The sequence below is a fragment of the Burkholderia latens genome (assembly GCF_902499045.1).
In the GTDB taxonomy this organism is placed as follows: Bacteria; Pseudomonadota; Gammaproteobacteria; order Burkholderiales; family Burkholderiaceae; genus Burkholderia; species Burkholderia latens.
The window spans coordinates 138,272-161,518 of sequence record NZ_CABVPL010000006.1; the positions used below are offsets into that span (position 1 = coordinate 138,272).

Here is a 23,247-nt window from a genome sequence, read left to right on the forward strand (position 1 = left end):
CACGGCGCGCACCGCCCTTGAACGCATCGGCGTCAGAAATTGCGCGTGACGAACAGCCCGACGAAATTCCGGTCCGCGTACGGCTGGCCCACCGTGTTATGGCCGCCGAAGAACGCGGTGAAGTTGATGCCGGCCTGCCAGTTCGGCGGGTTCTGGTTGAACAGCACGTAGACGTTCACCGACTTCGCGCCCTGCATGGTGTTCGCGGTGAAGGTCGGCGTGTAGCCGTACAGGCCGTCCGAGAACGTCACGCCCGGCGTGACCTGCCAGCCCGGAATCAGCGTGCCGTCATAGGTCCAGTTGAAGTCGATCGTCGCGCCGACCGAGCTCGCGGTGCCCTGGCCCATCCCGATCGGATAACCGAGCGCCGAGCCGTTGTTCAGCCACGGCAGGTAGCCGGTTTGCGGCGCCTGCGTGACGGTCTGCCCGTTGATCGTGCGCGTGACGCCGCTCGGGCTCAGCCCCGGGTAGTAGATCCATGTGAGTTCCCACGTGAGTGCGGCCGAATCGGCGCCCAGCCATTTCAGGAACGGATACTCGCTGCGCGTGAGCGCGAGCAGCCCGTTGATGTCGTACTGGAATTTCTTCTTGTCGACCCATTGCGGACAGTCGATGCCCGCGACGCCGTTCGTGTTCAGGTCGAGCGGGCCGCCCGCGCCGTAGCAGGCCGACAGCGCGACCGCATCGCGCGGCCGGTACGACAGCTCGGTGCCGATCGCCCACGGCCCGACCCCGAAATTCGCGCTGACACCGAACAACTGACGCCGGCCGAGATACGACCATTGCTCGGTTCCGTTCGCGAGCGACGCGAGCACCGGCGATTTGTCGGTGTAATTCAGGTAGTAGAACGCGAAGTTCGCATCGAACGAGCGTGGCGAGTAGTTGAACTTGACGCCGAACTGCGGCCGGTATTTCGCCGGCAGGTTCGTGACGGACGGCAACCCGATGTCGTTGAACGGCGGCCCCGCATAGTCGCCGTTCACGAGTCCGTTCCTGATCGCGTTCAATGTGCCCTGGTTGCCCGCGGCGGCCCCGCCGCCGATCGCATTCGCGATCGAGCCGGCGCTCGGCCCGGTCACGTTCAGGTTGGTGGTGTTGAGCGTGAACGGCTCCGCGCCGCGGCCGAAACCGTTCGTCACCGACCAGTACGAGCCGACCGGCGGATAACGGTTGCCGTTCCACTGGAACTGGTAGTAGGCCTCGGTGCTGAATCCATGTGACAGGTCCGCGGCGAAGCTCACCATCGGTGCGGGCAGCAGCGCCTGCTTCAGCTGCGAGCCGGGAATCAGCAGCTTCTGCACGTCGAGCGAGTTCGTCGCGTTGATCCCGCTCTGCGCGAACATGCTCTCGCCCCAGTTGATGACCTGGTTGCCGAGCCGCACGTGTGCGTTGCGCCCGCCGATCGTGAAGTCCTTCTGTGCCCACAGGTCGAGCAGTTGCGCGTTGTAGACGACCTGCGCGGAAGCGGTGCTCGACAACGGCGTTCTCGCCGTATTGCCGGCGAGGAAATCGTACATGCCGGTGCCGCGCACCATGAACTTCAGCCCTTCGCTCGGCATCTTCAGCAACAGCTCGCTGGTCGCGCTGACGTAGGTGCTGAACGGCTGGCCCTTGCGGTAGTTCAGGTCGCCGTTGTCCGCATAGCCCCATTGATTCGTGTTCGCCGCCGCGCCGCAGCCGTATGCGTTCGGATCGCCGGTGAGCGAGCAGCTCGGGCTCTTGGTCCGGATGCCGGCGCCGGCCGTCAGGTTGGTCACCCACGAGCCCTGCAGGTCGTTGATGCCCGTCGTGAAGTCGTATGCGGATGCGTTCGACGCCGCGGCACCCGCGAGCACGACCGATACCGTAGTATTCCTGATCAACCTTGCCGATTCCATGATCCGTCTCCCGCCCCTTTGCGATGCCGGCGCGCGGTCGTTGCGCGCGCCGGTCCCTTCTGCTTCAGCCGATGGCGATCAGCGTTCGCTGACCGAGCGCAGCGATTCCGCCGTGTAGAAATCCTGCTTGAAACGCGGATCGTCGGCCTGTTCGAGCCAGCGAACGTCCTTGCCCTGCCCGATCGATGTCGCGTCGAGCACGTAGCGGCCGTTGTTCATGTCGTACTGCGCGAGCGGTTCGTTGTCGCACGTGCCGCCGAGTTCCCACACCGGGATCGGATAGCTTTCGCGCACCTTCCACAGCTTGCCCTGCGCGTCGTAGTCCTCGCCGACCAGCGCGAGCCAGCTGTCCTCGTCGAGGTAGAACACCTTCTTCGATGCGACGTGCCGTGCGCTCGGCTTCAGCGTCGCCTCGACGACCCACACGCGGTGCGTCTCGTAGCGCCGGCTCGCCGCCGCGACCCCGTCCGGCGTCGCGACGTCGTGCAGCTTGCTCTTGAACTTGTACATGCCGAACGCGTTGTACGGGACGATCATTTCCTTCTTGCCGACCAGCTTCCAGTTGAAGCGGTCGAGCGAGCCGTTGATCATGTTCCCCTCGTCGATCAGGTACTGGTTCTCGAAGCCGATCAGCGGCGCGTCGTGCGTATAGGCCGGCATGCGCCGCACGCGGCGCTGGCCGGGGAAGTAGTAGTACGTCTCCGACGGCTTGTCGAAGTACTGGCGCTGCACGAACGCCTGGCCGGCCAGCGCGGCCGGCGAGTTCATCTGGAAGTACACGGCCGCGCTGAGCTGGTCGACGTCCTGCGGCGAGCGCTTGCCGAGCTTGCCCGACGGAAAGTAGTAGGTTTGCGGGCCCACCGCGTCGATCCATTCGCTGCTGCCCGGGCGCGGCGACACGGTCGTCGCCATCTGCGCCCAGTCGACGCCTTCGCCGCGATAGCGCGTTTCGTAGTTGAGGATCGCCTCGATGCCGCTCTTCGGCTGCGGGAACGGCACGCCCGGCAACACGGCCGAGCCCAGCGTGTCGCCCGCCGAACCGAGCTTCGCCGCGCTCAGGTTGGCCTTCGAGTTCTGCTCGACCGCATCCGGCAGCTGGCATTCGCGATGCGACGGATAGACGTCCATCCGATAGCCCTTCTTCTGCTTGATCAGCGCGACCTGTCCGGGCGACAGCTTGTCCGCGTACTTGTCGACGTTCGCCGCATCGATCGAGTACAACGGCTTCTCGTTGCGATGCTTCCAGAAATCGGCGCGCACCTTGCCCCATTCCCAGCCCGCGTCGGGCGACTGCTTGCCGGCGTAAGCCGGCACCGAGCCGTCCTTGCTCGCCGACCGGTCGGCGCCGGCCGGCGTCAGGTCGTCCGCCGCGACGGCCGTGCCGATCGCGAGACATGCCGCCGCCGCGAGTGCGGACACGGCCCAGAATCGATGCTTGTTCATCATGGTTCTCCTTCCCACTGCGCGCGTTCGCTTGCCCGTCCCGGGCGCCGCGCACTGACTCCGCTCGCGATCGCCGGCCGGCGATCGCATCGCTCGCTGATCACGGCCGCATGTGATGACGGCCGCCCGTCTGCCCGCTTCAGATACCCTCGTCATCCATCAGGACTGCGATTCATTCGGAACGCACACCTGGAACGAATGACGCACTGCTGCCGGTCTCAGTCCTTGCCCGACCCGGCCACCGCGACCGCGCGCACTTCGACGCACAGCCCCGGCAGCGCCAGTTGCGACACGCCGACTGCCGTCCACGACGGGTAGCGGTCCGGGAAATATGTGTCCTTGACGGCCGCGAAGTCCTGCGTTTCCTGCTGCAGGTTCGTATGGAAGGTCGTCAGCTCGACGACGTCGGCAAGGCTCGCGCCGGCCGCTTCGAGGATCATCTTCAAACTCTCGAACGCGATCCGCGCCTGCGCCGCCACGCCGTCGGCCGGCTGCATCCGCGCGTCGAGTCCGACCTGGCCCGACACCCAGATCGTGTCGCCGACGCGCGTGGCCGGCGAGAAGTGGTACGCGTCGTACCACGGCTGGAACGGCGGCGGAACGATCGATTGGCGCTTCGGGTTAGCTGACATGATTGAAGACTCCTTGCTCAGACGAGTTGACGGAAACACGGTGCGCGGAACGGATCGCCGGCCTTCAGCCCGGCGAGCTCGTCGACGAACAGCACGCCGGCCGGCGTGAAGCCCGAGCGGCTTTGATCGGGCAGCGGGCTGAACGTCGCGTCGTCGCCGAAAAAGCGCAGCACGAGCGTATGACGGTCGGGGAATGCAGCATCGACCGCGCCGCCGCCGTGCAGCACGCCCGGATGGAGCAGCAGCACGTCGCCCGGCTTCGTTTCCCACGACACGATGTCGTATGCGTCGGGCGACGCGCGGCGCTCCGCTTCGATGTTCGGCAGCCGCGGCCACACGTCGCCACCGTGCAGCGGGTCGGTCGGATCGTCGGCGTTCTGGAACGTGGTGCCGTCGTGGCGCACGCCGCGATGCGAGCCGCGCACGATCTCCAGCGCGTTGCGCTTCGGCACGTGCTCGAAGCTGATCCACGCATTGCCGAAGTGCATGCCTTCCCACGGCAAATACGACGTGTCCTGGTGCCACGGCGAGCGCGCGCTCTTGCCGCCGGCCTTCATGAACAGTTCCTCCGCGAAGTACCACACGTGCTTCGAGCCCCACAGATCGGCGAACAGCCTGCCGAACGGCAGCGTGGCCACCAGTTCGTCGAGCCGCGCCTTCGCGTACGGGTTCGCGTTGTCGTTGTGCGACCGGTATTCGGTGCCGTCGAGCAGCGTCGTCGCCATCGGGCCCGGATTCTCCATCCCCCAGTCGAACACGGCGCGGCACTGCTCGAGCTGCGCCGCGTCGAGCACGCCTTCGACGAGAACCGCCCCGTCCTCGAAAAAAGCCTTGCGTGTAAGTGCATCCATCGTAGATCTCCCGATTCGTCCACCACTGCCGGCCGTGATCGCTCATTGCCGGCGCCTTCAGTAGAACATAGTGACAATGTTAGGTCATCATGACAAAAACAAGGAAAAGAAAAAGACGGGGTATTCCCTGTTTCGTCTACCTGTTCGACGCTGTGTCGCGGCGAATTGCCGCCTTACCATCACAATCCGCTTTCAGCCTTCATACATTCTGGAGACGAAACCCGGCCGCAGCTTCGCCGCCACATCATCCGCGCGTGCGGCCGAACACCGCGTGCGTCAGGAAGCCGGCCAGCACGGCCTCGGCCAGCGTGTCGACGGTGCCGCGCGCGTCGGCCGCGCGGCACGCGTGCACGCCGTCGCGCAGCGCCGCCAAACCGAGCGCCAGCACCGGAGCGGGCAATGCCGGCGACACGCCGGCGTGGGCCACGAACGCATCGATGCACGCGGTCGCGCGCGCCTGACGCTCGCGCAGCAATGCGCTGAATTGCGCGCGAAACTGCGGATCCCGCGCCGCCTGCAGTTGCGCTTCGAGCCACATCAGCCGCGACGCATCGCGCGCCGCATGCGACCGCCAGCACGCGAGCAGCGCGCGTTGCGCATCGTCGACCGAACCCGCCGGCGTGGCGGCGATCCGTTGCAGCGCCGTCGCCATGTCGTCGTGATCGCGCCGCAACAACTCGAACAGCATCTCCGTCTTGCCGCGAAAGTTCGAATAGAACGCGCCGCGCGAATAGCCGGCTGCCGCGGCGATATCCTCGATGCTCGCGGCCGCATAGCCCTTGTCGGCGAAAACCGCAAGCGCGGCGGCGAGCAGGCGTTCGCGTGTCGCATCGCGCCGCTGCGCGCGGGTCAGCCGGACCGGGTCCATCCGCGCGCTCCGCGATCGCCGCGGCCCGGTCCGCGCGTCGTCCGCCCCACCGCCAATTCATCAGTAACACTACTCATTTCGGATACGACAGGACGTTCGCGTTCACCTTGCTGCGCCCGGCGTCGCGCTCCAGTGCGCCATATGCGTAATAGAGCGTGACGGTGAGATACGACCAGGTCAGCAGCGCCAGCACGTAGAAATTGAACACCACGTTGGTTTCCTCGCCCGGGATCTTGTAGAAGTCGTAGATGCACGCGATCGCCTGCGCGGCGACGAGCGCGATCGTCGTCGTCAGCGCATGGAGCGCGTGGCCGGCACGTACGAGCCGCAACACGAAACCGGCGAGATAGACCGACATCAGCGCCCACATCGCCACGTAGAAGTACGGCAGCGCGTTCTGCAACAGGCCGGCCACGAGCGCGAACGTGCCGAGCGCCGCGAGCACGAACAGCGTCACGTCCTGACGCATCGATGGCCGGTAGCCGTGCGTGACGGCCATCAGCCCCGCGACCGCGATCACCGGCATCCCGAAGCCGCGCGAGAACGCGTCGAGGAAGTGCGAAATGGCGTACGACACCGGCGATTCGGTCGCGAAGAAGATCACCGCATTGGATGCGGAGATCGTCACGATCCACCATTCGAAGCCGAGCAGGAAATTGCGCTTGCGGACGAACTTGAAGCCGTACAGGCCGGTCGTCGCCGCCAGCGTCGCGCTGGAAAGACAAAGTGCAAGTGATCTGTGATCCATGGTTCCAACTCCCGAGGTCGATTGCTGCCGCTGATTCACTGCTTGACCGGGCCAAGGCTCGCGAGATAGGCCGCGACCGCCGCCCGATCGTCCGCCGACATCGCCCGCGCGATGCGCTGCATCGTGCCGGTCGCCTCGCTGCGCGCGCCGTTCGCGAACGCATCGAGCTGTGCGCGCAGGTAGTCGTACCCCTGCCCGGCGAGCCGCGGATACTGCGCCTGGCCCGTCAGCCGCGCGCCGTGGCAGGCGACGCACGCGCCGCCCGTCACGAGTTGCTCCCCCTTCGCGCGCAGCCGAGCGTCCGCGTTGAAATAGCGGTTCGCGAGCGGCGCCTGTTTCGCGTAGTAGTCGGCCACGCGCGCGATCTCGGCTTCGCTCATCGTCATCGCGAGCGGGCCCATCGTCGGGTTCGCGCGCCGGCCGGCGGCAAATGCGTGAAGCTGCGCGGCCACGTATTGCGGCGGCTGGCCGGCGAGGCTCGGATACGCATCGTTCAGCGAGTTGCCCTTCACGCCGTGGCAGCCCATACATACGTCGGCCGTGCGCGGCCACGGGCCGCCGTCGGCGTCGTCGGCCTGCGCCGTCTCGTCGACATGGCGCTGCAGCCGGTAGAAGCCGAGCAGCGTGGGGCCGTAGACGGCCAGCAGCGCGCCGGCGGCCACGAGCACGGCGAGCAGCACGATTCGTTTCTTCATGTCCGGTCTCCTACGCGCGGCGCAGTGTATTGAGCGCCTGAAGCGCGGCCTGGTGACCCGAGCGCACGGCGCCGTCCATGTAGCCGGCCCAGATGTTCGCGGTCTCGGTGCCCGACCAGATCAGGTTGCCGCACGGCGCGCGCAGTGCGTCCCCGTGCGCGGTCCAGAAGCCGGGCGGGATCGCGGACACGCACGTGATCGTCCAGGGGTCGGCGAGCCCCCAGTCGCGATCGTGGTACGACACGGGCGCGCGCGCGTCGTCGCCCCACGCCCGCGCATAGAGGTCGACGTGCATCTGCTTCGCGGCCTGCGGGTCGGACGGCATCAACGCATTGCGCACGAACGCGTTGATCACGCCGATCTCGCCGCCCGGCGGCGAGTTGTCGTAAGCCCAGAAGATCGGCCCGTCGGTCTGGAAGATGTGGCCGTTCAGCCCCTTGTCGCGCCAGAACGGGCGGCGATAGACCAGCGCCGTCTTGCGTGCCGGCGAATGCGCGGGCCACGCACGCTGCAGCGCGTCGCGCTTGTCCGGCAGCGGCGGATCGAACTGCACCTGATGGCAGAGTGCCGGATGCAGCGCCATCACGACCTTGCGCGCGCGCACCGTGCCGCGGTCCGTCTGCAGCGTGACGACGTCGCGATCCCAGCCGACGATCCGGCGCACCGGCGACGACAGCCGCACCTTGTCGCCGAGCTGTTGCGCGATCCGGATGCTGAGGACCTGCGAACCGCCGACGAAACGGGTCTCCTGCGCGCTGTGCCGGATGGAATCGAGCTGTTCGTAATCGCAGTCGGCGGAATTGATCATCGACAGGAAATGCAGCAGCCCCATCTTCGCCGGCGCGGTGCCGCCCGACAGGGAGATCGACGCATTCCAGCCCATCCGGTCCTCGGGTTTCACGCCCTGCTGCGCCAGCCAGTCGCCCACCGACAGCCGGTCGAGTTCGGCTGCCTTCGGCGACGTCCACGGCGCACCCGACGGCACGTCGCGCGACAGCCGGCTCAACTTCGCGGCAAGCGCCTCGTCGGTGCCGAACGTGCCGTTCAGGTCGATCTCGGCGCGGCCGTCGCCGCCGAGGATGACCGTCTTGCCCGTGTAGTAGCTCGGAAACGTGCCGATTTCGAGTTCGCGCGCGAGATCCGCGACGGCCGTCTGGCCCGGTCCGATCCATTGGCCGCCGACTTCCGTCACGTAGCCGCCGCCGACGTCGTAGTTGAGCGTGCGGCCGCCGACGCGGTCGCGTGCCTCGAGCACGACGAACGATTCGCAGCCCGCGTAACGGAGATCGCGCGCGGTCGTGAGGCCGGCGAGCCCGGCGCCGACGATCGCGACGTCGAGCACGCCGCCGTCATCGGCGCCGATCGGTGCCGTGTCGGCGCGGCTGCGCGCCGCGCCGAGCGCGAGGCCGCCGGCCGCGACGGATGCCCCGGCGAGCTTGAGCCACTGCCTGCGCTGCAGGTCGGCCGACCTTCGGGAGGATGCGTTGCTGGACATGATGGTTGGGTTCCTGCCTGCAAAATGGCGCGAGCGACAGCGTGCCCCACGGCAAGCCGCCGCGCTCGCGCGAGATCCGACGACCGAATACGGCCTCGCTCCGCTTCGCCGGCGCGCCGCACGGAGTGCGAACGTGCGTTGCGCACCGATCGGCAACCGGCGCGACGCGTGCCGGGTTTCCTGTCGATACCGAAGATCCGCCGCTTCCCTTATTTAGTACATGATGCAAAAGTTAGGTCATGATACATAAAATAGAAACGAGAAAAAAAGACAGGGTATTCCCCTGTCGCACGATCGCTCGCGCCGCCCCGAAAAGCATCGGAAAGGCGGCCGGCGCTACCGCTCCGTCTCCGTTCGATGGCGCGGGCGGTACGGTAGTATGGAAACCCCGATGCACGTGAACCCGCGGCCATGTCCGATATTTCCTCCTCTTCCGGCGCCGGCCAGGCGCTCGTCCTGATCGCCGAGGACGAACCCGAGATCGCCGAGATCCTCACCGCGTATTTCGCGCGCAGCGGCCTGCGCACCGTGCATGCGGCCGACGGCCGCCGCGCGCTCGAACTGCACCTGTCGCTGAAGCCCGACCTCGTGCTGCTCGACGTGCAGATGCCGCACGTCGACGGCTGGAAGGTCCTCGCCGAGATTCGCCATCGCGGCGACACACCGGTGATCATGTTGACCGCGCTCGACCAGGACATCGACAAGCTGACAGGCCTGCGCATCGGCGCCGACGACTACGTGGTCAAGCCGTTCAACCCCGCCGAAGTGGTCGCGCGTGCGCAGGCCGTGCTGCGCCGGTCGAGGGGCGGCTCGCGTCAGGAAGAACAGCGCGTGCTGCGCGCCGCGCCGTTCGAAATCGATCTCGACCATCACGAAGCGACGGTCGAGGTCGGCGGCACACGGCACGCGCTCGTGCTGACGCTCACCGAATTCAAGCTGCTCGCGCAGCTCGCCCGCGCGCCGCGGCGCGTGTTCAGCCGCGCCGAACTGATGGCCACCTGCCTGCCGGAAGGCGACGCGCTCGAGCGCACGGTGGACAGCCACGTCAGCAAGCTGCGCAAGAAGCTCGACGATCTCAGCGTCGGCGGCGTGCCTGTGAGCGTGCGCGGCGTCGGCTACAAGCTGTGGAGCGGCGAGTGAAGCTCGACGGGCTGAGCCGGCAAATCGCGCTGACGATGGGCGCGATGGCGTTCGCGGTGACGCTGCTGGTCGTGGTCACGGCTTACGGGTTCTACTACCTGCTGTACCTGTACCAGCCGACGTCGTTCAACCAGACGAGCTGGATCCCGACGGGCCCGGAATGGGCATGGCTGATCGCGACCACGGCGGTCGGGCTCGTGCTGTCGGTGGCCGTCGCGATCAATCTGTCGCGGCGCATCCTCGTGCCGCTGAACTCGGTGACCGACGGCATCCGCCGCGTCGCGCGCGGCGATCTGGATGCGCGTGCGGTGGCCGGCGATCGTTCGCTGCGCGAAGCGGCGCTGCTCGCCGACAACTTCAACGCGCTCGCGAGCGAGCTGCAGCGCGTCACCGAGGAACAGACGTTCTGGAACGCGGCGATCGCGCACGAGTTGCGCACGCCGGTCACCGTGTTGCGCGGCCGCCTGCAGGGGCTCGCCGAAGGCGTGTTCACGCCGAGCGAAGCGCAGTTCCGCAGCCTGCTCGCGCAAGTGGAAGGGTTGACGCGGCTGATCGAGGATCTGCGTGTGGTCAGTCTCGCCGATAGCGGCCACCTCAGCATCGAGATTCGCGAAACCGATCTCGCGGCGGACATCCGCGCGGTCGTCGACGTGTTCGCGCATGCGCTGCAGGCCGCCGGCCAGCATCCGGTGCTCGATCTGGATGCGCGACCGATGCGCTGCGATCCGGTGCGGATCCGTCAAGCGCTGCTCGCGCTGCTGGAGAATGCGCGCCGCCACGCGGTGCCCGGCGCGATCCGCATCGAGACGCGCATCGAAGGCGGCCGCTGCCGGCTGAGCATCGAGGACGACGGCCCCGGCATTGCTGCCGACTTCGCGCCGCACGTGTTCAAGGCATTCCGGCGCGTCGACGATACGCGGCCCGGCGGCAGCGGCCTCGGCCTCGCGGTCGTCGCGGCGATCGCGCATGCGCACCGCGGAGAAGCGGTGTGCAAGCCGGCGGCCGGCGGCGGCACGCGCTTCGAAGTCGCGTGGCCCGACGATCTCGAGCCCACGCCGGACGACCGGCGTTTTCCTGCGCAGTCGGCGGCACGCTCGGCCGCGCCGCCGGACGGGCCGTCTGCCGAGAGCGGCTGATTCGGCGAAGCGCCGGGTGTCGAGCGCCATCGCATCGCCCCGAACCGCCGACTGCCCCCACCACCACATTTTGTGCATCGCACGACGAATCCTGAGCAAAAAGTATCGGTCCGTCTTTTCTTTTGATGTGGTGAACACATCGCCCGCGTCCCACCATTGATTCTGCCGTCGCCCGACGGCGATCGAACAAGCAGAATCAAGGAGACACGGGTGAACAAGATGCGAATCGTCGCAGCCGGGCTGCTGCTCGGCGCCTGTCTGCCGGGCATCGCGGCCGCACAGGCCTGCAAGGTGCCGACGCTGCGCGTGCTCGCGCAGAAAAGCCTCGGTCTGTCGGTGATGGAGAAATCGCTTCCCGACTACGAGAAGAAGAACGGCACCAAGGTCGAGATCAGCTATTTCGGCGAGAACGACCGCCGCGCAAAATCGCGCCTCGACGCATCGGCCGGCGCGGGTTCCTACCAGATCTACTACGTCGACGAGGCGAACGTCGCCGAATTCGCGTCGGCCGGCTGGATCGTCCCGCTGCTCAAGTACTACCCGAAGGAGTACGACTACGACGACTTCCTGCCAGGCCGGCGCGCAGTCGCGAGCTACAACGGCGTCGCCTACTTCGCACCGCTGATCGGCGGCGGCGACTTCCTGTTCTATCGCCGCGACATTCTCGACGCCGCGCACATTCCGGTGCCGAAGACGGTCGACCAGTTGGTCGCGGCGATCAAGAAGCTCAATGCGCCGCCGAAGCTGTACGGCTGGGTCGCGCGCGGTCAGCGCGGGTCGGGGATGAACGTGTGGCGCTGGTCGCCGTTCATGCTCGGCATGGGCGGCACCTGGACCGACAAGAGCGGTCAACCTGCATTCGATTCGCCGGCCGCCGTGAAGGCCACGCAACTCTATACCGACCTGTTCAAGTACGCGCCGCCGGGCGCGGCGACCTACGACTGGAGCAACGCGCTCGAGGCGTTCCGCTCGGGCAAGGTCGCGTTCATGATCGAATCGACGCCGTTCGCGGACTGGATGGAGGACTCGAGCAAGTCCAGCGTGGCCGGCAAGGTCGGCTACACGCGTCCGCCCGCGCCGCTGCCGTCGGCCGCCTACGGGCACGGCTTCGCGATCTCGGCGGTCGGTGCGAAGGACGACTGCACGCGGATGGCCGCCGGCCGCTTCATCGCGTGGGCCACGAGCAAGGAGCAGGAACAGGCGCGGCTGCGCAACGGCGTGTTCAGCGACTACAACCGCGCGAGCACGATCGGCAGCGCGTACTTCAAACAACATGTCGCGCCGCAGATCCAGGCCGGGCTCAACGATACGAACCCGGTCACGCAGGTGACGATCTGGCGCACGCCGCAGTGGCCCGATATCGGCGACAACCTCGGCATCGCGCTCGAGCAGGTGTTCACCGGCACGCAGACCGACGTGCGCGGCACGCTCGACGATACCGTCCAGTACGCGAAGGACGCGCTCGAACATGGCGTTCGCAAATGACGGCGCCGGCGGGCGCGCGCTCGTCCGCCCGGCCCTTCCCGCCACCCGCGCCCGCCGCGACCGCACGAGCCTGCCGTGGGTATTCCTCGCGCCGACGCTCGCGCTGCTCGCGGTCCTGAGCCTGGTCCCGACGGTTGCCGCGATCAATCTCGCGCTGCGCAACCGCGTGCTGCGCTATCCGGACAGCGAATACGTCGGCCTGCGCAACTTCGTGCGGCTCGCGTCCGACCGGCGGTTCCTGAACGCGATCGAGGTGTCGGTGCTGTGGGAAGTCGTCACGGTGGCCGGCGCCGTGATCGTCGGGATCGCGCTCGCGGTGTTCCTGTTCGAGCGCGTGCACGGCCGCTGGCGCCGCGTCGCGTCGCTGGTGCTGATCATGCCGGTGCTGCTGCCGCGCGTGTCGGCCGCGTTCATCTGGAAGTTCATGTACGCGCCGCTCACCGGCATCGTCGGCTGGCTGCTCGGTACGCTCGGCATGCCGAACACCGCGTTCCTCGCCGATCCGCATCTCGCGCTGTACGCGGTCGCCCTCGTCGACGTATGGCAGTGGGGGCTGTTCTTCGCGGTGGTGATCCTGAAGCTGCTGGAGACGCTGCCGCCCGAGCCGCTCGAAGCCGCGCGGCTCGACTACGCGAGCACGTGGCAGGTGCATGCGTACATCGCGCTACCGATGCTGAAGGCGCCGCTCGTGAGCCTGGTGTTCATCAAGATGGTCGAGTCGCTGCGGTCATTCGACCTGATCTACGTGATGACGAAGGGCGGCCCCGGCATCGCGACGGAAACGCTCGACCTGTATGCGTACCAGCAGGGCATCGGCCTCGCCGGCAAGGTGTCGTATGCGTCGAGCATGGCCGTGCTGATGATGGTCGCGACCACGCTCGTCTTCACGCTCGTCTGGAAGAGGGTCAACAAATGGGACGACTGATGGTCCGGCGCGGCGCCGCCACCGTTTCCACCGTCGCGATCGCCGGCGCGATCCTGCTCGTCGCCGCGTTCCCGCTGTTCTGGGCCGTGCTCAATTCGCTCAAGCATCTGCTCGACATCGTCACGCCGGCGCCGCGCTTCTTCTTCACGCCGACGCTCGCGAACTACGAGCAGGTGCTGTCGAGCCCCGAGGTGCTGATCGGGCTCGGCAACAGCGTCGCGATCGTCGGCGCCGCGGTGCTGCTGGGCGCGCTGCTCGGCGTGCCGGCCGCGTATGCGATCGCGCGCTACCCGCTGCGCGGCAAGCGCGACATCCAGTTCTTCCTGCTGTCGCTGCGCTTTCTGCCGCCCGTCGCCGTCGCGTTGCCGCTGATCGCGATCTGGGTCGATCTCGGGCTGTACGACACGAAGCTGTCGATGATCGTCACGTACCTGCTCGTCACGCTGTCGACGATCACGTGGCTGTCGATTCCCGTGTTCCGCCGGCTGCCGCGCGAGATCGAGGAAGCCGCCGCGCTCGACGGCTACGGTCCGTACGCGGTGTTCTGGCACGTCGCGCTGCCGGTGTGCGCGAGCACGCTGCTCGGCGGCATCGTGTTCAGCTTCGTGCTGGTGTGGAACGAACTGATGATCGCGCTCGCGCTGACGTCGTCGCGCAGCGCGACGCTTCCGGTGGTCGCATCCGCGTTCACGTCGCTCGGCCAGGAAGTGCCGTGGGGCGTGATCAATGCGTCGACGGTGCTGCTCGCGCTGCCGCCGCTCGTGTTCGTCGGGATGCTGAGCCGGCTGCTCAATTCGATGGTCAACGGCAAATAAGGAGAACACGTTGAAAGCACTCGTACTCGAACACACGCGCGAGCTCGCGCTGCGCGACATCGACCTGCCGCAGGCGGTCGGCCCCGGCGACGTCCGGATCAAGGTGCATACGGTCGGCGTCTGCGGCAGCGACGTGCATTACTACGTTCACGGCGGCATCGGTCCGTTCCGCGTCGATGCGCCGATGGTGCTCGGTCACGAGGCGTCCGGCACCGTCGTCGAGACCGGAGCCGACGTCACCCACCTGCGCGTCGGCGACCGCGTCTGCATGGAGCCCGGCGTGCCGCGTCTCGATTCGCCCGCGACGCTGCGCGGCCTCTACAACCTCGATCCCGACGTGCGCTTCTGGGCGACGCCGCCCATCCACGGCTGCCTGACGCCGTTCGTCGTGCATCCGGCGGCGTTCACGTACCGGCTGCCCGACAACGTGTCGTTCGCCGAAGGCGCGATCGTCGAGCCGCTGTCGATCGGTCTGCAGGCCGCGAAGAAGGCCGCCATGAAGCCCGGCGACATCGCGGTCGTGATCGGCGCCGGCACGATCGGCGCGATGACGGCGCTCGCCGCGCTCGCCGGCGGCGCCGCGCGCGTGATCCTCGCCGACGTCGTGCCCGAGAAGCTCGCGCTGTTCGCCGGCAACCCGGCCGTCACGGCCGTCGACGTGCGCGCGCGGCCGCTCGCGGACGCGGTGGCCGAAGCCACTGGCGGCTGGGGTGCCGACGTCGTGTTCGAGGCGAGCGGCAGCGCGAACGCATATGCGGGCCTCGCCGATCTGATGTGCCCCGGCGGCTGCGCGGTGCTGATCGGGATGCCGGTCGCGCCGGTGCCGCTCGACGTGGTCGCGCTGCAGGCGAAGGAAGGCCGCATCGAGTCGGTGTTCCGCTACGCGAACATCTTCCCGCGCGCGCTCGCGCTGATCGCGTCCGGCGCGATCGACGTGAAGCCGTTCATTTCGCGCACGTTCCCGTTTTCCGAAGGCGTGCGTGCGTTCGAGGAAGCGGCGAGCGGCCAGCCGCGCGACGTCAAGATTCAGATCGAAATGGATTGAGCCATGGCCCGAATCGTCTGCCACGCGCTGTCGAAGCATTACGACGGCGGCCCCGCCGTGCTGCACCCGCTCGACCTCGAGATCGCCGACGGCGAATTCATCGTGCTGCTCGGCCCGTCCGGCTGCGGCAAGTCGACGATGCTGCGGATGATCGCCGGTCTCGAGGCGATCACCGGCGGCGAGCTCGTGATCGGCGACACCGTCGTCAACGACCTGCCGCCGCGGGAGCGCAACGTCGCGATGGTGTTCCAGAACTATGCGCTGTATCCGCACATGACCGTGTACGACAACATCGCGTTCGGCCTGCGGCGGCTGAAGGTGCCGGCCGACGAGATCGACCGCCGCGTGCGCGACGTCGCGCGCATCCTCAGCCTCGACGCACTGCTCGACCGGCGCCCGCGTGCGATGTCCGGCGGCCAGCAGCAGCGCGCGGCGATCGCACGCGCGATGATCAAGACGCCCGCCGTGTTCCTGTTCGACGAGCCGCTGTCGAACCTCGATGCGAAACTGCGCACGCAGTTGCGCGGCGACATCAAGCGGCTGCACCGGCGGCTGAAGACGACGACGCTGTACGTGACGCACGACCAGCTCGAGGCGATGACGCTCGCCGACCGCGTCGTGCTGATGCGCGGCGGCCGCATCGAGCAGATCGGCACGCCGGCCGAGCTGTACGGCCAGCCGCACACCGTGTTCGCAGCCGGATTCGTCGGCACGCCCGCGATCAACTTCGCGGACGGCACGATCGAGCGCGTCGGCGGGAACGTGCTGCTCGACTGCAACGGCACGCGCTGGCCGCTGGAATCGGCGCGCTTCGCGCGGCTGCAGCACGGCCAGCGCGTGAAGGCGGCGATCCGGCCGAACCATCTGCGCGTCGTCGCCGACGGCGATCCGGCCCCTTGTGCGCTCGCGCTGACCGGCACGGTCGAGCTCGTCGAGCTGCTCGGCGCCGAGGCGCTCGTCACGCTGGACTGGCGCGGCGAGCCGTGCGCGGCCCTCGTGCCGGCCCCGATGGCCCCGGCGCCGGGCACCGTGGTAGCGTTGCGCTTCGACGAAAATGCGCTGCATCTGTTCGACGCCGGCACCGAGCGCAACGTCGCGCTGCCGGACGCGAGCGCGAGCGCACCCGCGACACCACCGGCGGCCGTGGCGCGCGCGACGCCGCCCGCGGCGACGGGCTGGTCGATGTCCCGTTCGTAGCGCGCCGGCACGCCCGCAGACGGAGCCTCACGATGAACCCGGATCTCGAGATCGTTCCTACCCACCGCGACGAATCGTTTCGCGCGTGGGTCCACGACTACCCGCATTCGGTCGCGAAGTGGCACTTTCATCCGGAGTACGAGATTCATCTGATCCAGGCGTCGCACGGCAAGATGTTCGTCGGCGATCACATCGGCGATTTCGGGCCGGGCAACCTGATCGTCACCGGGCCGAACCTGCCGCACAACTGGGTCAGCGAACTCGCGGACGGCGAGCGCGTGCCGTCGCGCGACGTCGTGCTGCAGTTCTCGCGCGACGCGATCGACCGGATGGTCGGCGCGTTCAGCGAGCTGCAGCCGGTGATCGAGCTGATCGACGACGCCGCGCGCGGCGTGCAGTTCCCGGATCGGGTCGGCATCGAGGTCGCGCCGCTGATGCTCGAACTCGCGAACGCGCACGGCTGCCGGCGTGTCGAGATCCTGATGTCGCTGTTCGACCGGCTGTCGTCATGCCGCGAACGGCGCGTGCTCGCCGGCCCCGGCTACCGCAGCGACGCGCAGCACTATATGTCGTCGACCATCAACCAGGTGCTGTCGTATCTGCAACAGAACCTGCCGGGCATGCTGCGCGAAGCCGACGTGGCGGCGTTCGCCGGCATGAGCGTCAGCACGTTCACGCGTTTTTTCCGGCGCCACACCGGTTCGTCGTTCGTGCGCTATCTGAACCGGCTGCGCATCAACGAAGCGTGCGAACTGCTGATGTTTTCCGACCTGACGGTGACCGACATCTGCTACCGGGTGGGCTTCAACAACCTGTCGAACTTCAACCGTCAGTTTCTTGCGATGAAGCAGGTGCCGCCGTCGAAATTCCGCGCGTTGCACCGGCTCAACGAACCGCATGGCCGTGACGATGCGCCGCCTGCTCGGCGCGCGCCGTCGCGCGCCCCAGACAGGACGCTTCATACGTGACTTTTCTCGGCATCGATCTCGGTACTTCCGAGGTCAAGGTTCTTCTCACCGATTCCCGATCGGTCCCGCTCGCGACCGGTTCGGCCACGCTGTCGATCAGCCGGCCGCATCCGCACTGGTCGGAACAGAGCCCGCAGGCGTGGTGGCACGCGATGCTCGATGCGATCGCGTCGGTGCGCGCCGCGCATCCGGCCGCCTTCGCGGCGCTGCGCGGAATCGCGCTGTCCGGGCAGATGCACGGCGCGACGCTGATCGATCGCGCGGATCAGGTGCTGCGCCCCGCGATCCTGTGGAACGACACGCGCGCCGGCACCGAGTGCGTCGAGCTCGAAGCGCTCGTGCCGGAATCGCGCGCGATCACCGGCAACATGGCGATGCCGGGCTTCACCGCGCCGAAGCTGCTGTGGCTCGCGAAATACGAACCGGCGGTGTTCCGCGCGGTGCACAAGGTGCTGCTGCCGAAGGACTACCTGATCTGGCGCCTGTCCGGCGAATTCGTGTCCGACATGTCTGACGCGTCGGGCACGCTGTGGCTCGACTGCGCGCGGCGCGACTGGTCCGACCGGATGCTCGCCGCGACCGAGCTGTCGCGCGCGCAGATGCCGCGCGTCGTCGAAGGCAACACCGCGGCCGCGCAACTGCGCGACGCGCTTCGGCGCGAATGGGGCATCGCCGGGCCGGTCGCCATCGCGGGCGGCGCGGGAGACAACGCCGCATCGGCAATCGGCATGGGCGTGATCGGAGCCGGCAGCGGCTTCCTGTCGCTCGGCACGTCCGGCGTGCTGTTCGCCGGCAACGATCGCTTCGCGCCGAACCCGGACGCCGCCGTGCATGCGTTCTGCCATTGCGTCGAAGGCCGCTGGCACCAGATGAGCGTGATCCTGTCCGCGGCCGCGAGCCTCGACTGGCTCGCGCGTGCGCACGGCACGACGGCCGCCGAGCTGGCCGCGCGCGCAGAGCGCGCGGATCCGGCCCGTGCGCCTTTGTTCCTGCCGTACCTGGGCGGCGAGCGCACACCGCACAACGACGCGCATGCACGCGGCGTGTTCTTCGGGCTGGCGAACGAACACGGCGCGGACGATCTCGCGTATGCGGTGATGGAAGGCGTCGCGTTCGCAATGGCCGATGGTTACGACGCACTCCGTGCGGCCGGTACGACGCTCGATGCCGTGTCGTTCATCGGCGGCGGATCGAAGAGCGCGTTCTGGGCGCGGCTGTGCGCGAATGCGACGGGACTGGCGATGCATCGCCATGCGGACGGCGCGGTCGGTGCGGCGCTCGGCGCCGCGCGGCTTGCGCGTCTCGCCGCGACTGACGACACGCTCGACGAAGTCTGCGTCGCGCCGCCCGTCATCGATACGATCGCACCTGATTGCGTCACCGCGGATCTGCTCGCGACCCGGCTCGCGCGCTATCGGCGTTTGTATCGCGCGCTGCGCGGCGAGTTCGCGGGCGGCGGGTGAGCGTGGGCGAGACGCTCCGTCGCCTTCCGGGCGCTTTGTCGGACAGACGCACTTGACCCGGCCCTTGGGGCCGCGTTTATGCTGTTGCGCAACGAATCGAAAGGCAAACAGAGGTGACGAATGAGTACGTCCACGCATCGCCTGAGCGCTTCCGCGGCGGCCGCGCGACTCGGCGTGTCGGTCAAGGCGCTGCGGCTCTACGAGCAGCACGGCCTCGTCGCGCCGGCGCGCACGCCTGCCGGTTACCGCGTCTACGGCGCGGACGAGCTTGCACGCGCGGCCGACATCGTCGCGCTGCGGACACTCGGCCTTAGCCTTGCACAGGTCGCGGGCGTGCTTGATGGCGACGCGCACAGCCTTGATCACGCGCTGGCCTCCCACGAAGCGGCACTCGATCACGGAATTCAGGATCTCGTCCACAAGCTCGACAGGGTGCGCGCGCTCCGCGTCGGCCTTGCGCGCGGCCGGATGCCGACCAACGGCGAACTGACGCGGCTTCTCGACAACGACGACACGGGTGTCGCGTTCAATCTGCCGTGGCCGTGGGGCGGTGAGCGGTTCGAGTTTCGCGACATTCGCCCGTTGAACTACATCATCGGCTCGCTGGGCAGCGGCAAGACGCGGCTGGCGATGCGGCTGGTCGACGCGCTGCCCGGCGCGGTATTCGTGGGACTGGATCGACTGGAGAACGGTGCCTCTACGGCATCGCGTGCGCCGCGTGCCGATCCGGCGTTGAACGCACGAGTCGAACACGCGCTGGCATCGCTCGCCGATGCGGGTGCGACCCGATCGCCGGCACTGATTGCACTGCTTGCCTTTCTCGAAGCGGAAGGCCCGAGCGCACTGGTAGTCGATCTGATCGAACAGGACCTCGACGAGGCCACACAACGGGCGTTGATCGCATGGCTGCGTGAACGGCCGGAGACAGAAGCACGGCCGCTGTTCCTGATGACGCGTTCGACGGCCATCCTCGATCTGTCGTCGGTCGGGCCCGATGAAGCGATCATCCTGTGTCCGGCGAATCACAGCCCGCCTTCCCGTGTTGCACCATTTCGCGGCGCGCCCGGCTACGAGGCCGTGGAAACGTGTCTGGCGTCGCCGGCCGTTCGCAAACGGATCGCCTGTCGGCCGGGAAGCGCATAGGCCGGATAGGGACAATCACGGGTATCCGGCTGACTGCCGAAGAACCGGAAAGGTATACGAACGTACTGCGTTTCGCGGCGCAACCTCCATTCAACGCATCGACAGGCGTGACCAACAACAGTGGAAATCGACGAATCTGGACAAGTGAACGCCTTGATCCTCGACGAACATCGAAAGATGGCTTTCTCGATCGTGTCGCGCAGAGGCACGAACGACATATGGCGCCTGTACGACGGTGCCGCCACGGTTCATGTCGCGATCGCCGATGCGAATTTCCTGGCACGCGTCGACAGCGATCGGATCAGGTTCAACCCGCACGCCGTACTCGTCTCCAACGTGCACGTGCGGCAGTCGCAAACCATCGATGGCGTGAAGACCGAATACGAGATCATGGAGGTCCTCGCGCATCGTGCATCCATGCGACAGATCCGGTTGCCCGGTCTTTGACGACCATCCCGCCTTCGTGAATCAGGCTTCCAACCGTGGAGCCCGCCCAAGAACGATCCCCACCATGTCCCCCGCCCTCCACCTGCGCCCCGCGTCCCCCGCCGACCTGCCCTTCCTGCTGAGGCTCCGCCAAATCACGATGACGGAGCATCTGCAGCGCGCCGGCATCCCCACCGACGATGAATCGCATCAGCGCCGCGTCGCCGCGAACTTCGAAGACGCGATGATCGTGTGCGACGGCACGGACGCGAACGCGGAGCCGATCGGCATGCTGAAAGTCACACGCGCTGCCGACGAATGGCACGTTCACCAGATCCAGATCCTGCCGTCGCGACAAGGCCAACGCATCGGCGAAGCGATACTGCGCGACCTGATGACCGAAGCCGCACGCGCGCATGTGCCCGTCACGCTCGGCGTACTGCACGGCAATCCCGCACGGCGGCTCTACGAGCGCCTCGGCTTCACCGTCGTATCGGAAACGGAAACGAGCGCAAGCCTGATCTGGCGCCCGTGAAGCCGCGCTGCGTTTCGATGCCGCGCTGTTGCATGCGCCGACTCACTCGCGCCGTCATGGCGTCCACCGATAAACGGTGATGCTGTTTCCCTTCACGTTATTCTTCGTCACCACGTATTCGCCATTCGCACGCCGATACGCGCGCACGCTGTACATCGCATCGATCGCACTGCTCGTATCGACCGTCGCTGGGCTCGTGTTGACGAGCGTCGTGTCGAGATTCCCCGTGTCGAGATTGAACGCATCGATGTTCGGCCAGAGCGGCCCGCTGCTGCTGAACCAGTAGCCGACGAACAGATGGTTGCCGGCCGCGTCGATCGCTTTCGCGCCGCTGTGCGGCAGCGTGATCACCGGATTCGGCTTCGTCGTGTTGCCCGCGAGCCAGCCGTGATACACCTCGATGCGCGTGCCGATCGACGTCCAGTCGGTACCGCCGACGACGCCCTGCGCGAGCACCATCGTGTCGCTGTCCGCGAGATAGACGATCCGCGTGAGCGGCTGGATGCTCGCCGGGATCGGCGTGGGCACGCCCGGGCCCCACGACGGCTTGCCGCTCGCATCGAAGCCGGTCAGCGGATAGTGATAAATGGCGCCCGTCTTGTCGAGGCCGGCCCATACGCCGCCGTGGCTATCGAGACTGAAGCCGGCCGACACGCGCCGCGTCGTGTCGAACGCGGCGCCCGGGATCGATCCATCCGGAATCGCGACGTAGCCGTTGGCCGCGTTGAAGTGGAAGAAGTAGTAGACCGGCGGATTCTGGCCGGCGGCGACGAGAATCCGGTTCGAGCCAATCGACGTCAGCAGCCCGAAGTGCTCGTCGCGCTGCGTATCATTCATGTCGATGCGCGGATCCGACGGATATGCGAACGGATCGACGGTGTTCGCGACGAACGTGCCGCCCGCGCTGCCGCCGTACACGTGCGTGCCGCTGTAGAACAGCGCGCCGTCGGTGACCGGATCCGGCGCGGCGATCCCTTCGAAATTGAGCGACTGCAGCGTCCAGCGCAGGTCTCCGTTACTGCCGTACGCATGAATATCCGTCGCGCCGTTGCGCCCGAGATCCCAGCTGCCGCCCCACGGGTTGTTGAGCACGTACAGGTTGCCGCCGCTGTCCTTGCCAATGCCGGCGATGCGGGTGAAGCGCTTCGCGCCCACCTGCCCCTTGATGCCCGTCGTCGTGTCGAGATAGCCGCCACGCACGCCGAACGTGCCGGCAAGCGCGGGCCGCCCCGCCACACTATAGCGCTTGATGTTCATGTCGGGGCCTTCGTCGCCGATCAACAGCTGCGCCGCCGCCGCGTCGTAGAAGAGCGCCGACGGCCGCGCGCCGGCGGCCAGCCGGATCGTGTTCAGCAGCGCGCCGGACGGGCTGAATTCGACGATCGAACCGGCGCTCTTCTGCGCGACCCACACGTTACCGGCGCCGTCGACGGCCAGCGCGCCCGGCGACGACACGCCGATGTCCCGCTGCCACACGCCGTCGGTCGTGAACACCCGCACGCGATTGCCGTAGAAGTCGCTCGCATAGAGCAGCGAGCCGGCCGTCGCGAGGCCGGTGACGACGTCGATGCGCGGCTGGTTGGTCGCCGCTGTGACCTGGATCAGCTTGTCGCGGTAGCGGGCCGCGCGGTTGTAGCGCCCGACCGCGCCGCTGCCGTATCCGCTGCCGGGCTGCAGCGCGACGAACAGCGACGTCGCGTTGCCGGTGATCGCGCTGCCCTGGAATTCGGAATGCGTGCCGATCGAGCCGGCACTCTTGCCGTTCTGGTAGATCGCGACGCCGCCCTCATACTCGTCCCACATCGACGCGGTATAGATCACGCCTTCGGGCGCGACCCACATCGAACGCGCGACGTTGCCGACGTGCGCGTCGAGCGTGCCGTAGGTGTTCGCGATCCAGTCGGTCGTATTGCCCGCGTATCCGACCGGCGCGAGCGCGGCAAGCGCGGCGGCAACGAGCACGGCCTGAATCGGTTTTCTGGCGATCATGGCTCAGGCTCTCCTGAATGGCTTTTTCATTCACATGAGGGGGCGCCGGAAGATTTGAAAAATCGGCAATGTGTCAATTCGTCCCCTGAATCACCCGGCGCAGTCCGAACGACATCGGGCGTGCTTTCGGTAATCGGCACGGCCGAGCATAACTTCATATAAATCGAAAAAAATTGAGGGTGGCTCGCGCAGCGGGCGCTCGCCATCGCGCGACAGTGAATGTTCACTCACGCACGTGAGTGGATATCGGGAAGACCTGCTTTCGCGCGGGGCATAACGCCGCGAGTGCAAATACGGCGTGGCGAAAATGGCGGGGAGTATTTCGGCGAATCGGGAAACTCGCCGGAAAGGGGGTAGGAAAACGACGGCTG

At 67.3% G+C, this 23,247-nt stretch carries 21 protein-coding genes; 12 read left to right on the plus strand and 9 right to left on the minus strand.

Translation table 11 applies throughout. The features are described 5' to 3' along the window. Nucleotides 1-32 precede the first annotated feature (32 nt). The 8 genes from BSE24067_RS06725 to BSE24067_RS06760 all read right to left on the minus strand — a co-directional run bounded on the left by BSE24067_RS06725 (nt 33) and on the right by BSE24067_RS06760 (nt 8,609). Entirely contained in the window at nt 33-1,877 is a 1,845-nt protein-coding gene (locus BSE24067_RS06725) for a DUF1302 domain-containing protein (RefSeq protein ID WP_151063745.1), read from the minus strand. A 78-nt stretch (nt 1,878-1,955) separates the two neighbouring features. Further along, nucleotides 1,956-3,323 (minus strand): DUF1329 domain-containing protein, encoded by a 1,368-nt coding sequence (locus BSE24067_RS06730; RefSeq protein ID WP_151063746.1) that lies wholly within the window; start codon nt 3,321-3,323, stop codon nt 1,956-1,958. 215 nt (nt 3,324-3,538) lie between these two features. Beyond that, a complete protein-coding gene (locus BSE24067_RS06735) occupies nt 3,539-3,952 on the minus strand; it encodes a RidA family protein (protein ID WP_151063747.1) in 414 nt (137 codons plus the stop codon). 17 nt (nt 3,953-3,969) lie between these two features. Further along, nucleotides 3,970-4,803, minus strand: a complete 834-nt coding sequence (locus BSE24067_RS06740; RefSeq protein WP_151063748.1) for a phytanoyl-CoA dioxygenase family protein — start codon at nt 4,801-4,803, stop codon at nt 3,970-3,972. Nucleotides 4,804-5,047: 244 nt separating this feature from the next. Further along, nucleotides 5,048-5,671 carry a TetR/AcrR family transcriptional regulator gene (locus tag BSE24067_RS06745; protein ID WP_151063749.1) on the minus strand — a complete coding sequence of 208 codons (624 nt, stop codon included), beginning with the start codon at nt 5,669-5,671 and terminating at the stop codon, nt 5,048-5,050. A 73-nt stretch (nt 5,672-5,744) separates the two neighbouring features. After that, nucleotides 5,745-6,419 carry a hypothetical protein gene (locus BSE24067_RS06750; protein ID WP_151063750.1) on the minus strand — a complete coding sequence of 225 codons (675 nt, stop codon included), beginning with the start codon at nt 6,417-6,419 and terminating at the stop codon, nt 5,745-5,747. Between the two features lie 35 nt (nt 6,420-6,454). Beyond that, complete coding sequence (locus BSE24067_RS06755; protein WP_151063751.1) at nt 6,455-7,114, minus strand: c-type cytochrome; 660 nt, start codon at nt 7,112-7,114, stop codon at nt 6,455-6,457. Nucleotides 7,115-7,124: 10 nt separating this feature from the next. Continuing rightward, nucleotides 7,125-8,609, minus strand: a complete 1,485-nt coding sequence (locus BSE24067_RS06760) for a flavin monoamine oxidase family protein (protein WP_151063752.1) — start codon at nt 8,607-8,609, stop codon at nt 7,125-7,127. 411 nt (nt 8,610-9,020) lie between these two features. Here BSE24067_RS06760 and BSE24067_RS06765 point away from each other — a divergent pair, with 411 nt between their 5' ends. The 12 genes from BSE24067_RS06765 (at nt 9,021) to BSE24067_RS06820 (ending at nt 20,887) form a co-directional block, all read left to right on the plus strand. After that, complete coding sequence (locus tag BSE24067_RS06765; protein ID WP_151063753.1) at nt 9,021-9,749, plus strand: response regulator; 729 nt, start codon at nt 9,021-9,023, stop codon at nt 9,747-9,749. Next, nucleotides 9,746-10,885: an ATP-binding protein gene (locus BSE24067_RS06770; RefSeq protein WP_151063754.1), complete on the plus strand. Its 1,140-nt coding sequence runs from the start codon at nt 9,746-9,748 to the stop codon at nt 10,883-10,885. The genes BSE24067_RS06765 and BSE24067_RS06770 overlap by 4 nt, the downstream gene beginning before the upstream one ends. 219 nt (nt 10,886-11,104) lie before the next feature. Then, on the plus strand, nt 11,105-12,370 hold the full coding sequence (locus BSE24067_RS06775) for an ABC transporter substrate-binding protein (protein ID WP_420883497.1): 1,266 nt from the start codon (nt 11,105-11,107) through the stop codon (nt 12,368-12,370). Further along, nucleotides 12,354-13,295 carry a carbohydrate ABC transporter permease gene (locus BSE24067_RS06780; protein WP_244130507.1) on the plus strand — a complete coding sequence of 314 codons (942 nt, stop codon included), beginning with the start codon at nt 12,354-12,356 and terminating at the stop codon, nt 13,293-13,295. The genes BSE24067_RS06775 and BSE24067_RS06780 overlap by 17 nt, the downstream gene beginning before the upstream one ends. Beyond that, nucleotides 13,283-14,110, plus strand: a complete 828-nt coding sequence (locus BSE24067_RS06785) for a carbohydrate ABC transporter permease (RefSeq protein ID WP_151063756.1) — start codon at nt 13,283-13,285, stop codon at nt 14,108-14,110. The genes BSE24067_RS06780 and BSE24067_RS06785 overlap by 13 nt, the downstream gene beginning before the upstream one ends. A 10-nt stretch (nt 14,111-14,120) precedes the next feature. Further along, complete coding sequence (locus BSE24067_RS06790) at nt 14,121-15,155, plus strand: NAD(P)-dependent alcohol dehydrogenase (RefSeq protein ID WP_151063757.1); 1,035 nt, start codon at nt 14,121-14,123, stop codon at nt 15,153-15,155. Between the two features lie 3 nt (nt 15,156-15,158). Next, the gene (locus tag BSE24067_RS06795) at nt 15,159-16,352 is read left to right on the plus strand and encodes an ABC transporter ATP-binding protein (RefSeq protein WP_151063758.1); all 1,194 of its coding nucleotides are present in this window, start codon (nt 15,159-15,161) and stop codon (nt 16,350-16,352) included. A gap of 32 nt (nt 16,353-16,384) precedes the next feature. Then, nucleotides 16,385-17,320, plus strand: a complete 936-nt coding sequence (locus tag BSE24067_RS06800) for an AraC family transcriptional regulator (RefSeq protein ID WP_151063759.1) — start codon at nt 16,385-16,387, stop codon at nt 17,318-17,320. Next, the gene (gene xylB / locus BSE24067_RS06805; protein ID WP_151063760.1) at nt 17,317-18,783 is read left to right on the plus strand and encodes a xylulokinase; all 1,467 of its coding nucleotides are present in this window, start codon (nt 17,317-17,319) and stop codon (nt 18,781-18,783) included. The genes BSE24067_RS06800 and xylB overlap by 4 nt, the downstream gene beginning before the upstream one ends. Nucleotides 18,784-18,903: 120 nt before the next feature. Further along, on the plus strand, nt 18,904-19,926 hold the full coding sequence (locus BSE24067_RS06810; RefSeq protein WP_151063761.1) for a MerR family transcriptional regulator: 1,023 nt from the start codon (nt 18,904-18,906) through the stop codon (nt 19,924-19,926). A gap of 144 nt (nt 19,927-20,070) precedes the next feature. Continuing rightward, a complete protein-coding gene (locus BSE24067_RS06815; protein ID WP_151063762.1) occupies nt 20,071-20,373 on the plus strand; it encodes a hypothetical protein in 303 nt (100 codons plus the stop codon). Nucleotides 20,374-20,437: 64 nt separating this feature from the next. Beyond that, a complete protein-coding gene (locus BSE24067_RS06820) occupies nt 20,438-20,887 on the plus strand; it encodes a GNAT family N-acetyltransferase (RefSeq protein WP_151063802.1) in 450 nt (149 codons plus the stop codon). A 54-nt stretch (nt 20,888-20,941) separates the two neighbouring features. Here BSE24067_RS06820 and BSE24067_RS06825 read toward each other — a convergent pair whose 3' ends face one another. Then, nucleotides 20,942-22,876 (minus strand): NHL repeat-containing protein, encoded by a 1,935-nt coding sequence (locus BSE24067_RS06825; protein ID WP_151063763.1) that lies wholly within the window; start codon nt 22,874-22,876, stop codon nt 20,942-20,944. Between the last annotated feature and the right edge of the window lie 371 nt (nt 22,877-23,247).